The 16,484-nt window shown below is 52.9% G+C and carries 13 protein-coding genes; 5 read left to right on the top strand and 8 right to left on the bottom strand.

The features are described 5' to 3' along the window. Positions 1 to 258: 258 nt before the first annotated feature. Together iraM and bamA are read right to left on the bottom strand one after the other, a co-directional pair. Entirely contained in the window at positions 259 to 648 is a 390-nt protein-coding gene (gene iraM / locus IAE27_RS02595) for an anti-adapter protein IraM (RefSeq protein WP_004109486.1), read from the bottom strand. A gap of 320 nt (positions 649 to 968) precedes the next feature. Beyond that, a complete protein-coding gene (bamA, locus tag IAE27_RS02590; RefSeq protein WP_070557082.1) occupies positions 969 to 3,392 on the bottom strand; it encodes an outer membrane protein assembly factor BamA in 2,424 nt (807 codons plus the stop codon). Positions 3,393 to 3,836: 444 nt separating this feature from the next. On the opposite strand from bamA, the gene IAE27_RS02585 reads away from it, so the two are divergent. After that, positions 3,837 to 4,184, top strand: coding sequence for a helix-turn-helix domain-containing protein (locus IAE27_RS02585; RefSeq protein WP_016808427.1), 348 nt, complete (start codon positions 3,837 to 3,839; stop codon positions 4,182 to 4,184). 267 nt (positions 4,185 to 4,451) lie between these two features. Here the strand turns inward: IAE27_RS02585 and IAE27_RS02580 are convergent, their stop codons facing one another. Beyond that, positions 4,452 to 6,713, bottom strand: a complete 2,262-nt coding sequence (locus tag IAE27_RS02580) for a TonB-dependent siderophore receptor (RefSeq protein ID WP_004109493.1) — start codon at positions 6,711 to 6,713, stop codon at positions 4,452 to 4,454. A gap of 592 nt (positions 6,714 to 7,305) precedes the next feature. On the opposite strand from IAE27_RS02580, the gene IAE27_RS02575 reads away from it, so the two are divergent. Then, positions 7,306 to 8,892 carry a lytic transglycosylase F gene (locus tag IAE27_RS02575; RefSeq protein WP_200091697.1) on the top strand — a complete coding sequence of 529 codons (1,587 nt, stop codon included), beginning with the start codon at positions 7,306 to 7,308 and terminating at the stop codon, positions 8,890 to 8,892. Positions 8,893 to 8,978: 86 nt separating this feature from the next. Here the strand turns inward: IAE27_RS02575 and ssb1 are convergent, their stop codons facing one another. Beyond that, positions 8,979 to 9,506, bottom strand: coding sequence for a single-stranded DNA-binding protein SSB1 (gene ssb1, locus IAE27_RS02570; protein ID WP_004097799.1), 528 nt, complete (start codon positions 9,504 to 9,506; stop codon positions 8,979 to 8,981). A gap of 246 nt (positions 9,507 to 9,752) precedes the next feature. Between ssb1 and uvrA the strand changes: the two genes are divergently transcribed. The 3 genes from uvrA (at position 9,753) to IAE27_RS02555 (ending at position 13,442) form a co-directional block, all read left to right on the top strand. Further along, a complete protein-coding gene (uvrA, locus tag IAE27_RS02565) occupies positions 9,753 to 12,578 on the top strand; it encodes an excinuclease ABC subunit UvrA (protein ID WP_142475475.1) in 2,826 nt (941 codons plus the stop codon). 133 nt (positions 12,579 to 12,711) lie between these two features. Continuing rightward, the gene (locus IAE27_RS02560; RefSeq protein WP_142475476.1) at positions 12,712 to 13,122 is read left to right on the top strand and encodes a hypothetical protein; all 411 of its coding nucleotides are present in this window, start codon (positions 12,712 to 12,714) and stop codon (positions 13,120 to 13,122) included. A gap of 2 nt (positions 13,123 to 13,124) precedes the next feature. Then, positions 13,125 to 13,442 carry a hypothetical protein gene (locus IAE27_RS02555; protein ID WP_004109504.1) on the top strand — a complete coding sequence of 106 codons (318 nt, stop codon included), beginning with the start codon at positions 13,125 to 13,127 and terminating at the stop codon, positions 13,440 to 13,442. 2 nt (positions 13,443 to 13,444) lie between these two features. On the opposite strand, the gene IAE27_RS02550 is transcribed toward IAE27_RS02555, so the two are convergent. The 4 genes from IAE27_RS02550 to tyrB all read right to left on the bottom strand — a co-directional run bounded on the left by IAE27_RS02550 (position 13,445) and on the right by tyrB (position 16,463). Next, on the bottom strand, positions 13,445 to 13,798 hold the full coding sequence (locus tag IAE27_RS02550) for an MmcQ/YjbR family DNA-binding protein (protein WP_142475477.1): 354 nt from the start codon (positions 13,796 to 13,798) through the stop codon (positions 13,445 to 13,447). Between the two features lie 2 nt (positions 13,799 to 13,800). Continuing rightward, on the bottom strand, positions 13,801 to 14,217 hold the full coding sequence (locus tag IAE27_RS02545) for a secondary thiamine-phosphate synthase enzyme YjbQ (RefSeq protein WP_016808431.1): 417 nt from the start codon (positions 14,215 to 14,217) through the stop codon (positions 13,801 to 13,803). A 142-nt stretch (positions 14,218 to 14,359) separates the two neighbouring features. Continuing rightward, entirely contained in the window at positions 14,360 to 15,073 is a 714-nt protein-coding gene (aphA, locus tag IAE27_RS02540; RefSeq protein ID WP_004109510.1) for an acid phosphatase AphA, read from the bottom strand. Between the two features lie 196 nt (positions 15,074 to 15,269). Beyond that, positions 15,270 to 16,463: an aromatic amino acid transaminase gene (tyrB, locus tag IAE27_RS02535; RefSeq protein WP_004109518.1), complete on the bottom strand. Its 1,194-nt coding sequence runs from the start codon at positions 16,461 to 16,463 to the stop codon at positions 15,270 to 15,272. Positions 16,464 to 16,484 lie beyond the last annotated feature (21 nt).

Raw genomic sequence — 16,484 nt, 5'->3', positions numbered from 1 at the left:
ACACCATCGTGAATGCCCGCACTGGCGAAGCGCCGTTAGCGAAAATCCCCGGTCCGCACTGTGCATAGCCGGGCGACAGGGCCAACAAAAGGGTAGCCCGGAGGACAGGGACTACGTGCCGCCTCCGGGATGATGCGTCTCTTCTGGCCACCAGAGAAGAGTAAGACCTTAATCACCGGGAATCTGCTGCACTCTCCCCCCTTTGTGACAATACATCACCTGCATGAACAACAACAATGGCCAGATACGGGTCAGGTTTTACCGTATCTGCTGGCCCAGATCGTGCTGCCCCGACGGCAGCCCCGGTACTGCACGTGGAAAGTCGTTTGGGCAGCGTTTTATGGCGCAGAGCGCCTGGTAACGGCAGGAGTCTGCCGTCGTGGCGGTAGAATGATAAGGACAGGAAGGCCGCTCCCGCAGCTTCTCCCACTGCGCTTCATCGTATCGCGTGATGTTATAAACTTTTACCGCATGATATTGCTCGTTGATTAACACGCTCGATGAGTAGAGTTTTATCGACTCTCCCGGCAGTAATAAAATGTCGGCCTCATACCACAGAATAAACTTTAAAAACCGCAGGCTGGAAATTGAGGAAAAAGCTACCCCGGAATGCGGGCAGACAAGAGTATTATGAATAGTCCATTTCATTTTCTATCCTTGCGTGCATTGCTGATTAATGACTCTATATATTGATAGCATTCATCATAGATAACCGCAAGGCGATCGATTAATAATGTGATATCAGACAATACTCAAAGAGCTTTATACTCACTAAGATGTAGCGTGATTATTGCATTATAACAATGAATGGTTAGCCATAATAATCAACGATAGCGCCAGCAATGAACATACATAAATAAGTATATATTGACAATAAATTACAGGCTACCAAAAGCGGTAGCCTGTAATATTACACCGGGAGTGAGTCAAAAATATCTAAGCGATTGTGCGCATATTAAACGCGGGCATCACCAGGTTTTACCAATATTAAACTGGAACTGCTCAGCTTTATCTCCATCGTATTTTTTAAATGGCTCAGCCCAGGAAAACACCAGCGGGCCTAACGGCGACATCCACTGCACCGCAATCCCGGCAGACATACGGATATGCGAAGGGTCGCCATAGTCCGGGATCCCTGCCGCCAGCGTCTGACCGGTATTTTGCCAGGTGGTACTCCATACCGTACCGGCATCGAGGAATAGCGACGTTCGCAGGCTGTCGGCATATTTGTCATTCACAAACGGCGTCGGCACAATAAATTCGCTGTTCAGGACCGCCATCGCGTTACCGCCAACCGCATCGGATGAAGAATCCAGCGGACAGGTGCTGTAGCTGCTTTCAGAACCATTACAACGATAATACGCTGCTTTTGGGCCAATTGTATTGGACGAAAATCCGCGAACCGACGACGATCCACCGGCATAAAAGTTATCGTAAAACGGCACCGATTTGCCGTTCAGCCCATCGGCATAGCCCGCACGCAGGTGCTCCATCCACACCCAGCTTTTGTTCTCGGTCAGCGGCATATACTGGGTGGTATCGAAAGTCACTTTGTAATAGCTGTTATCCGAACCGGGTACGGTAACCTTGGCGGTCAGGCTGCTTTTATTCCCCGCCCGGGGGAAGAAACCGCGATCCAGGTTGTTATAGCTCCAGCCAACGCTGGCAAAATAGTCATTGGCGCTATAGGTCGCACCGCTATCGCCATCTTTGGTGACAACGTCAGGATAGATGCCCCGCGAGTTAAGATAGCTCCAGGTGGTGAGCTCCGGGTCCATATTGGTCAGGCGGTTATGGACATAGTCCAGGCCCAGGTTAAGAGCGTTATTCTCGCTAATCGGGAATCCCAGCGTACTGCCAACGCCGTAGCTTTGCTGGTTGTAACTCCCGGAATCGGCATCCGAGGCGTCGTAGCTGTTGTAGAAGATTTTACCGCCGAGGCTAACGCCATCCACGGTGAAGTAAGGGTTTGTCGCTCCCAGCTCAAGATAGGACTGGTAACTGTTGCGCGTGCCGTTGAAGCTGACGCTATTACCGGTTCCCAGCCAGTTATCCTGGGTGACGCCGAGCTGGTAGCTCACGCCGCTATCGGTGCCGAAGCCCAGACCCACGTTAAAGGAGCCGGTATTGCGCTCCTTCACCTTATAGACCACGTCCACCTGATCCTGGCTACCGCTTACCGGAACAATCTGCTTGTCGACAGTTTCGAAAAATCCTGTACGATCCAGCCGCGTTTTTCCCTGCTCGACCTTCTCATCATTCAGCCACGCACCTTCCATCTGCCGCATTTCGCGACGCAGCACCGCATCACGGGAAGTATCGTTACCCTGAAAGCGAATCTGGCGTACCGAATAACGGCGTCCGGCATCGACGCTGATATGCAAAATGACGCTTTTTTCCGCATCATTAATATCCGATAGGGTGTTCACCTGCGGCCAGGCATAGCCATATTTTCCCAGCAGCGTCTTAATACTGTTCTCGACCGCCGTGATTTCCGCACCGCTATACCATTTCCCCGCTAAAGGATTCACCAGCGCCTCAATTTCCTGAGTATGCTGCGCCATATCGCCGGTCACCATCGTACTGGCGACTTTATAACGAGCACCTTCGGCAATATTAATGGTGATATATAGCGATTTTTTATCCGGCGTAATACTCACCTGGCTTGAATTTATGCTAAAACGCGCATAGCCGCGATCGAGATAATAGCTACGAAGGGTTTCAAGATCCGCCGCCATCTTTTGCTTTTGATATTTCTTATCGCCAATCACGTTCCACCACGGAACGCTGTCACGTAGCTGCAGCTGATCCAATAATGTTTCTTCACTAAAAGCCTTGTTGCCAATAATATTTATTTGCGCAATTTTCGCCGAGACCCCCTCCTGAAAGACAAACTTTAAATCAACGCGGTTACGCGGCAGCGGGGTGACGACGGCATGAACCTGAGCGCTGTATTTTCCTGTACTGTAATAGAAATCCTGTAATCCTTTTTCTATTTCCGTAAGGGTATTGCGATCCAGCGCGCTGCCTTCTTCAATGCCGCTGGCGGCCAGGTTCTCTTTCAGGGCATCATCCTTAACGGATTTATTGCCGGAAAAACTGATTTTAGCGATGGTAGGCCGCTCTTTTACCTGTACTACCAGCGTGCTGCCATCGCGCAGGATCTGTACGTTGTCAAAATTGCCGCTGGCATACAGGGCGCGGACCGAGTCGCTGATATCCTCATTAGAAACCTCTTCTCCTGTATGAACAGGCATGCTCAGTAGCGCGGCGCCGACGGTAACGCGCTGTAGACCCTCGAAACGAATGTCATCAACCGTATATGAAGTTGATGCATAGAGCGTCAAAGGGGAAATCAATAGACCGGCGATGATACTCGTTTTTTTTAGCATGAAGGTGTCGTCTAGAAGATATTTAGCAATAGCAGATACCTGCCGGGAATAATGCTGTTCATTGCACCAGACAGTTGCTGACGCAATCTTAAATAACCTGAACGAGGCGCAGAATTGCACGCAATTATGACGAGAAAATGGAGAAAATATGGATACGAGAGAATATTGAAAAAAATATTTTTCTACGGAACCTTCCCTCTTGAGCCTGGTCAGATAAGCATTTCCTCATAACATGGAAACTCTATAGTTTTTGTTTTTTTAACTAAAAAACAAAAAGCCCCCTTTCTCATTGGTTGAAAGGGGGAAAAGATCTTGTTAGGAATGATGCTCTCTGGAATAAACCAGGAACAGGGAGAAATTAACGCATAATCCCGTAGATAAAATGAAGAGATATTGAATAAATTATGCAGTCAGATTTCTATAGTAATGAAATGGGTAGACATTATGCCGCGAAATGAAATTCAGCGTTCAGTGCTTAACGAACTGGTGCAATGGATAAAAAACAATCTTGCAAAGAAGCTCACGATGCAGGCGCTAAGCCGCTTTTCCGGCTACTCCGAGTGGCATCTCTTTCGCCTGTTTCGCCACTATTTTAACATGTCGCCGATGGCGTATATCCGCCAGCAGCGAATGCAACTATCCCTTAATTTATTGCAGATCAACCCGCCTTTCCGCATCGTTGATATTTGTCTGATGGCTGGTTATGAAGATATCAGCGCCTTTAACCGAACCTTTAAAAGGTATTATACGATGACACCAACACAGTTTCGCAGAAGCCTGAACCTGACCTGATAGAGGCTCCCCCTCCTCCGCATTGCTGCGGTTGGGAATGGAAGGGGGAAGAGGAACTACTTTAGAATGGAAATGGCAGGATGCCACCGTTAACCGTTTCCGGGATCAAGCAGATCCGATTAACAGGATTCATTGTAGGCTGCTAAGTTGAATTAATTGTGTAGAGGCCGTGGAGATTTTGTCATAATTTATATCACTGGTTTTTCCCGGCATAAAAAATAACAAGCCGGAATAGTTCATTATTCCGGCGGGTGTTTGAATCGTTAATCAGAAATGCGTATTCACGCTGACATAAAACGTCCGCCCCGATTCATTATAAGTTTCCGCACCTGCACCATACAGATAAGCGCCGGTCGTCGAATTTCCCGTCGTCTGCGCGTTACCAGCACGGTAGTGGCGAATATCGAACAGGTTGTCCACTCCGCTGGTCAGGCTCAGGTTTTTATTCACATCCCAGGTCGCGCTAAGACCGACAATGCTGTACGGGCTCACTTCGTTCAACTCGCTGCCGGAAACAGACTCGCCTTTATAATTGAAGCGTTTAGGTTTCTGGCGGCCATACCAGGTGAACGTGCTCTGCAGCGAAAGATCGTCGCGTGCCTGCCAGCTCAGGGTAGAGTTCAGCGTAAACTGCGGGATCACCGACAGGCGATCGCCGGTGGTCTTATTCTTACTCTGCAGCATCCACGTCAGGTTGTTGCTCCAGTTGACCGTTTCGCTTACCGGGAGATTCAGCGAGCCCTCCAGCCCTTCAACCAGCGCCTTCGGTACGTTTTCCCATTGGTAAATATTGGTGGTGCCGTTGCTGGCCGTCCCCACCGCCGAGTAGCCCGATTCAATCTTGTTATGGTAATCGTTACGGAAGTAAGTCAGCCCGGCCTGATAGCCATTGTGCTTATACTCAAGGCCAATCTCTTTATTGACGCTGGTTTCCGCCTTCAGATCGCTATTCCCCATCAGGTAACAGGCTGAGCTGCTGGCATAGCAGCCCTGGCCGTTGCTGTAGAGGATATAGTTCGGGTTAAGCTGATAAAGGTTCGGCGCTTTATAGGCGCGGGCGATCCCCAGCTTCAGCGTCCAGTCATCCGCCAGCCCCTGCGAGAGATTCAGCGATGGGCTCCAGTTATTACCGACGATGCTGTGATGATCGAAGCGCAGAGCGGGCGTCAGCATGGTGCTATCGGTCAGCGCGATATTGTCTTCGGTAAACAGCGAGAAGATCTCGGCGCTGGAATAAGGACTACGGCCGGTTGCCGAAACGCCGTCAACGGAGCCATAAGAGAGTGACTGGGTAGTCGACACGCCATCCTTCATCCGCTGCTGGTTCCACTCGGTACCCAGCGTCAGATTCTGCTCAAATCCCAGGGTAAACGGAATATTGACCTCGCTGTGCAGCAGCACATCCGACAGGTCGATATCGGAGAATTCGCTGCTGGAGAAGATCCCTTCCGTTCCGCCCGCCAGCCCCTCGTTCATGCGCGAGTTACGGGTGTGCTCATACTGCGCCCAGGTATTGCTGGTCACGCCGTTATCCCAGCCGCCGGTCCACGTCACGCCGTAAGTCTGACGATAGAGACGGTTAGTCTCTTTACCGTACATACTTTTCACCAACGTGCTGGTGTTAGTATTCTGGGTATCCCCTGCATACAGGTTGCCCTGGCGGCTGTAGCCGGTTTCAAACTCCAGCGCCTGCATTGGCGCAAACTCCCAGCGCAGCTTGCCGTGAATATCTTTATTCACTACCCCTTCGCGTCCTGCAGGATACGATCCCGCATAGCTACCGGTTCGCGCTGCTTCATGACCGGAATTAATATCCTGGGCATCGGCCTGCGTTTTGCTCAGATTTCCCCATAAATTAAAGCTGACCTCATCCGATAGCGGGCCGTTGAGGCTAAAGTTTGTCCGTTTCGTCGCGCCCTCTTTACGGTGCTGAGGCGCGTTCATATAGGTATTCCATGAACCATGCCACTCGCTGGTGGCCGGTTTAGTGACGATATTGACCACTCCGCCCATCGCGCCGTTACCGTAGCGGGCCGCAGCAGGGCCGCGAATGACGTCGATATGGTCGATCATTTCCGCCGGCACCCAGCTGGTATCACCGCGGGTATCGCGGTCGCCGCGCCAGCCATAGCGCACGGAATTACGGCTGGTCACCGGTTTACCATCCACCAGAATCAGGGTGTTCTCCGGCCCCATGCCGCGGATATCGACCTGGCGGTTATTGCCGCGCTGCCCGCTGGTAGAGTTACCGGTGAGGTTGACGCCGGGCTGGGTACGAATCAGCTCGGAGACATCGCGCGCGGGCGGATGTTTACGGATTTCTTCGGCGGTGATGGTGGATACTCCGGGGGCTTGCAGCGTTTGCGCCGCCGCGGTGACCACCATGGTTTCATCGTCATTTACCGCAGTCGTTTCAGATTTCTTCGTATCGTCTGGAGTCGTGCCATCAGCGGCCTGCGCTGGCAGCATCCCTCCCCAGATGGCCATCGGGATCAGCGCGGCCAGCGAGTAGTGTGAACTGTGTTTCATGGAATATGCCCTGTTTTCTTTTTTGCTGTCGGGGCACGCCTTCTTCTTCCGTCAGATAAACATTCCCTGCATAGAGCAACATCTCTTTTTGGCGTAGTCAGGCCCTCCCGCTTAAATAGCGAGATAGCAATCATAATGGGTGGCCAAAATAGATTTATTACTCTGGCAAAAACGAAGAAATAAACGCGCCACGCTATTCTTTGATAGCCTTTGCCGAACAGCAGTAATAGGATTATTGTGCCACTCAACGTTATTAGAAATGAGATTTATTATCAAGTCGATAATTATTTATCGTATGAATGTTTTTTGTTAATGCAATAAAAACAAAAAGATAGGAATGGTAAAAGTGCATTTAGAGGAAAGCGAAATTAAAAAAATGAATAATATCCACATTAAAAAAACATAATTCAATCATATTGCCTCCACAATTAATTAGAGATTTATAGTTTTATAATCTCGCCAAAAATACCGAGCATGCTAATTAATAAAATAATTAAAATAACCGGCTAACCGATTCTCACACTTGTTCGCGGACATGCTAACGGCCAGAAATTGACTAAAATAAGACCATCCCCCTGCGGAGCACCGCGCCATGAACACTTCGTCGTTCTATCGATACCTTGTCGGCTGGCTGGCATGCTTTGCCGCGCTACTGTGCCTCACATCCGGTTACGCGGCTACAGAGAACAAACGATCAGAACCAGCGGAACGCGACGCCCTGGAAGTCAACGTTGACGATATGCTACAGCCATGGAGGGGAGATTTACCGGGTATGCTCGACCGGCGAACCATTCGCGTATTAACCCCCTTCAGCAAAACTTTTTTCTTTATCAATAAAGGCACCCAGCGCGGCGCGACTCACGATATATTTATGGAGTTTGAACGCAGTCTCAATCAAAGCCTGGCGAAAGAGAAAAAGCTCAAGCATCGTCACCTTAAAGTGCGGATCATCTTTGTTCCGGTGGCCCGTGACCAGCTCGTCAGCGCGCTTAACGCAGGTAAAGGGGATATTATTGCCGCCAACCTGACGATCACGCCTGAGCGTCAGCAGGAGATGACCTTTACTGCGCCGCTCTATTCTCACGTTCAGGAGCTGCTTCTTTCTGGTCCCGGCTCTCCCAAAGTGGACGATCTACAGCAGCTTTCTGGTAAAACGGTCTTTGTCCGCACCTCATCCAGCTATTACGCGAGCCTGGTCGCGCTCAACGCACGCTTTGCGCAGCAATCGCTGCCCCCCATCACCATCGAACCGGCGCCCGAAGCGCTGGAAGATGAGGATCTGATAGAGATGCTCAGCGCGGGTCTGATCCCATTGATCGTGGTCGACCGCCACAAGGCCCTGTTCTGGAAACAGGTCTTCCCCAGGATTCAGGTTCATCAGAACATTGTTCTGCGCGACGAAGGTAATATCGGTTGGGCGGTACGTAACAATAGCCCGCAGCTGCTGGCCCTGCTTAATGCGTTCATCAATAAGAATCGCCAGGGCAGCAGGCTGGGTAATACGATACTGCTGCGCTACCTGAAGGATGCCAGCTACGTTAAAAACGCGGCGGGGCAAAAAGAACGGCGTAAATTTCTGGCCATGGTGGAGATCTTTCGCAAATATGGCGATCGCTACGATGTTGACTGGCTGCTGATGGCCGCTCAGGGGTATCAGGAATCGCGGCTTAATCAGTCGGTGCGTAGCCACGTCGGCGCCATTGGCGTTATGCAGGTCATGCCGAGCACCGGTAAGGAGCTCAACGTCGGCGATATTAAGCAGCTCGACCCCAATATTCATGCGGGGGTGAAATACATGCGCTGGATGATAGATCGCTACTATGGCGATGAACCTATGACCCAGCTTGATAAGGCGCTGTTCTCGTTCGCCTCTTATAACGCGGGCCCCGGGCGCATTGCCCGGCTACGGGCGGATACTAAAAGGCGCGGTTTTGACCCGAACGTGTGGTTTGGCAACGTTGAGTATCTGGCCGCCGAGAAAATCGGCTCCGAGACCGTAAGCTATGTCAGCAATATCTATAAGTACTACATTGCTTATCGGCTGATCGTGGATGAAATGGCGCGTAAGCAGCAGGCGACGGCGGCTTCTAAAAATCAGGTCGCGTCGGCAGTAAATCCGCCTGCCACACCTGCCACACCTGCCACACCTGCCACACCTGCCACACCTGCCACACAGTGAATTAATGCAGATAAGCTGTGTCAGAAAATAGAAAAAGCCCCAAACAGGGGCTTTTTCAGAGAGGGCTTTACGACGCTAACGCTTCGTTAGAACGGAATATCGTCGTCAAAGTCCATCGGCGGCTCATTGGAAGGCGCTGCCGGAGCCTGCTGCTGCGGACGCGACTGCGCGCCGCCGCTGAACTGGTTTCCGCCCTGCGGCTGCTGAGGCTGTCCCCAACCGCCCTGCTGCTGACCACCGCCTGCCGGGGCGCCCGCGCCCTGCTGACGACCGCCGAGCATTTGCATCGTGCCACCAACGTTGACTACAACCTCGGTGGTGTATTTTTCCTGACCGGATTGGTCAGTCCATTTACGGGTGCGCAGCTGGCCTTCAATATAGACCTGAGAACCTTTGCGCAGATATTCGCCGGCCACTTCCGCCAGTTTGCCGAACAGCACAACGCGGTGCCATTCAGTCTGCTCTTTCATCTCACCGGTCGCTTTATCACGCCAGGATTCGGAAGTAGCCAGCGTAATGTTGGCAACTGCGCCACCACTCGGCATGTAGCGTACTTCCGGGTCCTGGCCCAGATTACCGACGAGAATCACCTTGTTTACGCCTCTGCTGGCCATGTTTGTGTCTCCTGAATGCGTTTCTTAATAGTGTAAACGCGCGAGTGTACCATTTCCAGGTGCTATGTTGATAGCTGGGAAGTATGTTCCAGAGAACTCTCGCGGTACGACATTTTTGCATACCTCGCCGGAAAATGCATTCCAATACTGTATATTCAAACAGGTTAAATTGTGTCATAATTAGCCGTTTCTGCCGTTTGTCCTTCTAACAAACCAGGCAATCCGCGTATCTACCGGGAAAGGTGAATGGATAAGATCGAAGTTCGGGGCGCCCGCACCCATAATCTCAAAAATATCAACCTCGTCATCCCACGCGACAAACTCATTGTCGTCACCGGGCTTTCGGGTTCAGGCAAATCCTCACTGGCTTTCGACACGTTGTATGCCGAAGGGCAGCGTCGCTACGTTGAATCGCTCTCCGCCTACGCGCGGCAGTTCCTGTCGCTGATGGAGAAGCCCGACGTCGACCATATTGAAGGGCTGTCGCCGGCGATTTCCATTGAACAGAAATCAACGTCCCACAACCCCCGCTCTACGGTAGGCACCATTACCGAAATTCACGACTATCTGCGCCTGCTGTACGCGCGCGTCGGCGAGCCCCGCTGCCCGGATCACGATGTGCCGCTGGCGGCGCAAACCGTGAGCCAGATGGTGGATAATGTTCTCTCCCAGCCTGAAGGTCAGCGCCTGATGCTGCTGGCGCCGATCATTAAAGAGCGCAAAGGCGAACATAACAAAACGCTGGAAAACCTCGCCGGGCAGGGCTATATCCGCGCGAGGATCGACGGCGAAGTCTGCGATCTCTCCGATCCGCCGAAGCTGGAGCTGCAAAAGAAACATACCATCGAAGTCGTGATCGACCGCTTTAAGGTCCGCGACGATCTCAGCACGCGTCTGGCCGAGTCCTTTGAGACCGCGCTGGAGCTGTCGGGCGGCACCGCCATCGTCGCCAATATGGACGATCCGAAAGCCGAAGAGCTGCTGTTTTCCGCCAACTTCGCCTGCCCGATTTGCGGCTACAGCATGCGCGAACTGGAACCGCGCCTGTTCTCCTTCAACAACCCGGCAGGCGCTTGCCCTACCTGCGACGGCCTCGGCGTCCAGCAGTATTTCGATCCGGAGCGCGTGATTCAGAACCCTGAGCTGTCGCTGGCGGGCGGAGCGATTCGCGGCTGGGATCGGCGCAATTTTTACTACTTCCAGATGCTGAAGTCGCTGGCGGAACATTATGAATTCGATGTTGAAGCACCCTGGGGCACGCTCAATACCAGCGTACAAAAGGTCGTGCTGTACGGTTCAGGCAAAGAGAATATTGAATTCAAATATATGAACGATCGCGGCGATACCTCCGTACGCCGTCATCCGTTTGAAGGCGTGCTGCATAATATGGAGCGCCGTTATAAAGAGACGGAATCCAGCGCAGTACGCGAAGAGTTAGCTAAATTCATTAGCAATCGTCCCTGCGCCAGCTGTGAAGGGACGCGCCTTAAGCGCGAAGCGCGGCACGTGTTTGTGGAAAATACGCCGCTGCCGACCATCTCAGACATGAGCATCGGCCACGCGATGGACTTCTTCAACAACCTGAAGCTCTCCGGCCAGCGCGCGCAAATTGCCGAAAAAGTACTGAAAGAGATTGGCGATCGTCTGAAATTCCTCGTCAATGTCGGCCTGAACTACCTGACGCTCTCCCGTTCGGCGGAGACCCTCTCCGGCGGCGAAGCGCAGCGTATCCGCCTCGCCAGCCAGATCGGCGCAGGCCTGGTCGGCGTGATGTACGTACTGGATGAGCCCTCTATCGGTCTGCATCAGCGCGATAACGAACGCCTGCTGGGAACCCTAATCCACCTGCGTAATCTCGGCAACACGGTGATTGTCGTTGAGCACGATGAAGATGCTATTCGCGCCGCTGACCACGTTATCGATATCGGACCTGGCGCCGGCGTGCACGGCGGTCAGGTCGTGGCCGAGGGTAAGCTGGAAGATATCATGGCAGTGCCGGAATCGCTGACCGGCCAGTTCATGAGCGGCAAGCGTAAAATTGAGGTGCCGAAACAGCGCGTATCCGCGAATCCAGAGAAAGTGCTGAAGCTGTCCGGCGCGCGCGGTAACAACCTGAAAGACGTAACGCTGACGCTGCCGGTGGGGCTCTTCACCTGTATTACCGGCGTTTCAGGGTCAGGTAAATCCACGCTGATCAACGACACGCTGTTCCCGATTGCCCAGCGCCAGCTCAACGGTGCCACCATTGCGGAACCGGCGCCGTACCGCGATGTACAGGGTCTGGAACATTTCGATAAAGTGATCGACATCGACCAGAGTCCAATCGGCCGTACGCCGCGCTCCAACCCGGCCACCTACACCGGCGTCTTTACTCCGGTCCGTGAACTGTTTGCCGGCGTACCTGAATCACGTTCGCGTGGCTACACGCCGGGCCGCTTCAGCTTTAACGTGCGCGGCGGCCGCTGTGAAGCCTGCCAGGGCGACGGCGTGATCAAAGTCGAGATGCACTTCCTGCCGGATATCTACGTACCGTGCGACCAGTGCAAAGGCAAACGCTATAACCGCGAAACGCTGGAGATTAAGTACAAAGGCAAAACGATTCATGAAGTGCTGGATATGACCATTGAAGAAGCCCGTGAGTTCTTCGATGCGGTTCCGGCGCTGGCACGTAAGCTGCAAACGCTGATGGACGTCGGGCTGACCTATATTCGCCTTGGCCAGTCGGCGACTACGCTCTCCGGCGGCGAGGCCCAGCGCGTCAAGCTGGCGCGCGAGCTGTCCAAACGCGGTACCGGGCAGACGCTGTATATCCTTGATGAACCGACCACCGGTCTGCACTTTGCCGATATTCAGCAGCTGCTGGAAGTACTGCATCAGCTGCGCGATCAGGGTAATACCATCGTGGTGATTGAGCATAACCTGGATGTCATCAAAACGGCTGACTGGATCGTTGACCTTGGGCCGGAAGGCGGAAGCGGCGGCGGAGAGATCCTCGTTTCCGGAACGCCGGAAACGGTCGCCGAATGCGAGGCTTCATATACCGCTCGCTTCCTCAAGCCCATGCTGAAGTAACCTCACCTGCCTCTTCTCATCCCGGGAAGAGGCATCATTTTCTCTCATTTTTCTCCCGCTGATATTTTGTGATTTGCGGCCGCACGACATCTGTCATCAGATAGCGTCACGGCCATAAATTGCAGGATGCATCATGTCTTTCAAACACGGATTTTATCAATTCACTCTTATCGCGGCGCTATTGGTGACGACCGCCTGCAGCTGGGTAGACGGCTACAGCAATACGGCCCACCAGCAGCTATTGATGCTGGAACAGCTTCATCTGCAGTTCATCAGCGATGCAGCGACAGCGCCGGTCGACCAACGCTTATTAAGACAAGAGGATCGCCAGATTCGTCAGCTATTTAGCCTGGCATTAAGCGACGGTGATGCGCTGCGGCAGGATAATCTGCGCGAGCTGGAGAAGAATTATCAGCGGCTTTACACGCATGTTTCCCGCCAGGATGCAGCGCTGACGCCCTTCACGGCCGGAGCTCTGGCGCAACAAACGGAATATCTTTATCAGCAGGCCATCAGCGGCGAACAGCTGCGTTCAGGGAGATAACCATGTCCATCATTAAAGAAGTCAGCGCCCAGGTGACCGGCGCAGGCGTGAATACGGCAGAATGGCTACAGCTTATGGAGGCGATAGTAAATGATGAAGACAGCGGCATTCGCGACGCCGGAATGCTCACGCTTCAGGCATTACAGGAGAAAGCGCGCGGCTGGTTAAGTCAGGACGATCTCATTCTGCTCCTCGAAGGGCAGCGCGATATTGCCAGCATTCGCGCCAGCAATGAACAGATCGCCATGCAGACGCACCTGCACTCCACGCTGCTTCGCCTGTTTGATGTGACCCTGCTGGCGCTGCTGGGGAGGATTTAACGCTATGGAAATAGTTTACGCTTAGCCTCGGAAAGTGAATCGAGCGCCTGCTGGTATGAAGCATCCACCAGGTAGTAAATTTGCGAATCAGGCAGGGAGCCATCCAGAAACACCGTACTCCAGTGGGCTTTATTGAGATGTTTGCTGGGGCGAACATCGCGATGCTGCTGCCTTAGCAGTTCCGCAAGCTCGGGGCTGGTTTTTAACGATACCGCAGGCCGATTGTCCTCCACCTCTTTTACCATCGCAAACAGGACGTCCGCCGCTTTGATCTGCGTCGCTTTCCAGTCGCTATGTACGCTTTGTTCAGCGCCCGGCTTTGCCATGCAGTACTGCAATAAATCCGAAATTGTCATTTTTATTCCCCCATTAGCGTCGCGATGATATGGCGCGATCCGCCGTGAATACGATGCTCCCCTAGCCAGATCCCCTGCCAGGTCCCCAGCCTGACGCGTCCGTCCTGAACGGGCAGCATCAGCGATACGCCCAGCATCGAAGATTTAATGTGCGAGGGCATATCATCAGGACCTTCATAATCGTGTTCATACGGCGCATTATCCGGTACGGCATGCAGAAAATGTTGTTCCATATCGTAGCGGACGGTCGGATCGCAGTTTTCATTTAGCGTCAGGGAAGCAGATGTATGCTGGAGCAGCAAATGCAGCAGGCCAGTTTTAACTCCCGAAAGCTGGGGAATCTGGCTTAAAACCTCATCAGTGACCAGATGAAAGCCCCGTGATTTCGGGCCTAAGGCCAGAGTTTGCTGATGCCACATAAACCGCTCCTTTTACCGATCAACCTTCCTAAGTGTGCAGCAATAAGCGAAAAGGTAAAACCTCCGACGCGCTATTTTGCACAAAAAAACGGCAGCGCGTCGGCTGCCGTTTGAGCTAATGATGTTTACGCCGATGGATGGCTTAATATTCTGAATTCACAATGACCTCTTCGCCCTGAGCGCCCGCCATCGGCAGAGGCTTATAGGAGGAATTCGAGGCTCGCAATATACGGATCCCACGCGCGCCTACCTCTCGGGCGGCGGAGATATCGTTATCCGAATCGCCGTAGAAGACTTTGATCCCTTTCTCCTGCAGCCACTGCGTTTTGGTGTTCTGACCGGGCTTATCGCCAGCAAAAATAACCGGGTTCATATTCGCTGCCGGGATGAGAAAATCATCCTGTAGGGTTTTCGTTACCGTTTCGGTTTTGGTCTGGCTACGTCCGGTCACAAAATAGATGCTATCGCCGCGCTTCACGTGCATCGCAATCAGCTGGCGCGCCACCTCTTTCGGCATGCTGAATTCATCCCAGCCGTTGTTCATTTTTTCCCAGAACTCCGGATTTTTCAGGTAATCATCGCTGCCGGGGGAATAGGTTTTCTGCCCGCGCCAGAAGCCCGGGCTGGAAAACAGGACGGTATCATCAATATCAAACCCGACGGCCATCGGCTGGCGCCCCAACAGGCTATTTTCAATCTGGGCCACGGAAACCCAATGGATCGGCGCCTGTTCGGCGAGTTTCGCCATATTGGTGCCCGTCCACAGCGGCTGCGGTGTGGAAGCGCGAGCAACGACGGAGCTATTTAGCGTGAACAGTAAGCAGACGGCCCCAAAGGCCAGGGTGATCTTGCGCATATTTTTCCCTAAATAATCGAATCGTTATAATTTTCAATAATGTGTACGCTTATTAATGCATCAAGACCTTACCCCCCGCTGACGCGGATAGGAAGATTTTTCTGCTCTGATGTCATATAAAAAGAGAATGATCACACTTCAGGTAGGGAATTACCCGCGTCATGATTTGACGCGGGCAAAAAAGGACAGGAAAAACTTATATTACAGCAGCAAATGCCTGCGCGACGCGCCGCACGTTGCCTGAATTCAGCCCGGCTACGCACATACGGCCGCTGGCGATCAGGTAGACACCGAACTCATCGCGCAGGCGGTCAACCTGGGCTGGGCTGAAACCGGTATAGCTAAACATGCCGCGCTGCTTAAGCAGGTAATCAAAATCACCGCCCGGCACCGTCTCTTTCAGCACATTCACCAGCTCGTGACGCATGGCCAGAATACGGGTACGCATCTCTTCCACTTCCGCCAGCCATGAGGCTTTCAGCTCGCTGTCGCCCAGTACCGCCGCCACGACCTGCGCGCCAAAGTTCGGCGGGCTGGAGTAGTTGCGCCGTACGGTCGCTTTCAATTGCCCCAGTACACGACCCGCGGTTTCTGCATCTTCACAGACGATCGACAGTCCGCCCACGCGTTCACCATACAGGGAGAAGATTTTCGAGAAGGAGTTGCTCACCAGCAGCGGGATCCCGGCGCGCGCAATGGCGCGGATAGCGTAGGCATCCTCTTCCATGCCGGCGCCAAAGCCCTGATAGGCAATATCGAGGAAAGGAATTAAATGACGCGCTTTCAGCACCTCAACGACGTCGTCCCACTGCGCATTGCTGAGATCGGCTCCCGTTGGGTTATGGCAGCACGGATGCAGCAGCACAATATCGCGCTCCGGTAGCGATTTGAGTTTTTCCAGGAACGCCTCAAAACGCACGCCATTGGTTTTATCATCAAACCATGGGTAAGTACTTACTTCGAATCCAGCCCCTTCGAATATCGCGATATGGTTTTCCCACGTCGGATCGCTAACCCACACCTGCGAGCCCGAGAAGTAGCGTTTCAGGAAATCAGCGCCGACTTTCAGGGCGCCGGAGCCGCCTAACGTCTGAATGGAGGCCACGCGATGTTGCGCCAGTACCGGATGATCGGCACCGAACAACAGCGGCGCGATAGCGTGACGGTAGGCGTTCAGTCCTTCCATAGGCAAATAGATTGAGGCGCCGTGCGGCTGAGCATTAAGGCGCGCCTCCGCTTCGGCAACCGCCTGCAGCTGCGGAATAATGCCGTCTTCGTTGTAATAAAGACCGATGCTGAGGTTTACTTTGTCACTACGTGGATCGTCTTTAAAACGCTCCATCAGGGAGAGAATGGGATCGCCAGCGTAGGCGTCAACTTTCTGAAACACGTGATGTTTCTCCAGGTTTAC

It is taken from the genome of Klebsiella sp. S69, from assembly GCF_016516145.1.
GTDB lineage: Bacteria > Pseudomonadota > Gammaproteobacteria > Enterobacterales > Enterobacteriaceae > Klebsiella > Klebsiella oxytoca.
This window is presented reverse-complemented; position numbering and strand designations above follow the sequence as displayed.

Bases quoted from the DNA above. Each gene is read 5' to 3' on its own strand.
- iraM (WP_004109486.1), bottom strand. From the start codon at position 648: ATGAAATGGACTATTCATAATACTCTTGTCTGCCCGCATTCCGGGGTA.
- bamA (WP_070557082.1), bottom strand. From the start codon at position 3,392: ATGCTAAAAAAAACGAGTATCATCGCCGGTCTATTGATTTCCCCTTTG.
- IAE27_RS02585 (WP_016808427.1), top strand. From the start codon at position 3,837: ATGCCGCGAAATGAAATTCAGCGTTCAGTGCTTAACGAACTGGTGCAA.
- IAE27_RS02580 (WP_004109493.1), bottom strand. From the start codon at position 6,713: ATGAAACACAGTTCACACTACTCGCTGGCCGCGCTGATCCCGATGGCC.
- IAE27_RS02575 (WP_200091697.1), top strand. From the start codon at position 7,306: ATGAACACTTCGTCGTTCTATCGATACCTTGTCGGCTGGCTGGCATGC.
- ssb1 (WP_004097799.1), bottom strand. From the start codon at position 9,506: ATGGCCAGCAGAGGCGTAAACAAGGTGATTCTCGTCGGTAATCTGGGC.
- uvrA (WP_142475475.1), top strand. From the start codon at position 9,753: ATGGATAAGATCGAAGTTCGGGGCGCCCGCACCCATAATCTCAAAAAT.
- IAE27_RS02560 (WP_142475476.1), top strand. From the start codon at position 12,712: ATGTCTTTCAAACACGGATTTTATCAATTCACTCTTATCGCGGCGCTA.
- IAE27_RS02555 (WP_004109504.1), top strand. From the start codon at position 13,125: ATGTCCATCATTAAAGAAGTCAGCGCCCAGGTGACCGGCGCAGGCGTG.
- IAE27_RS02550 (WP_142475477.1), bottom strand. From the start codon at position 13,798: ATGACAATTTCGGATTTATTGCAGTACTGCATGGCAAAGCCGGGCGCT.
- IAE27_RS02545 (WP_016808431.1), bottom strand. From the start codon at position 14,217: ATGTGGCATCAGCAAACTCTGGCCTTAGGCCCGAAATCACGGGGCTTT.
- aphA (WP_004109510.1), bottom strand. From the start codon at position 15,073: ATGCGCAAGATCACCCTGGCCTTTGGGGCCGTCTGCTTACTGTTCACG.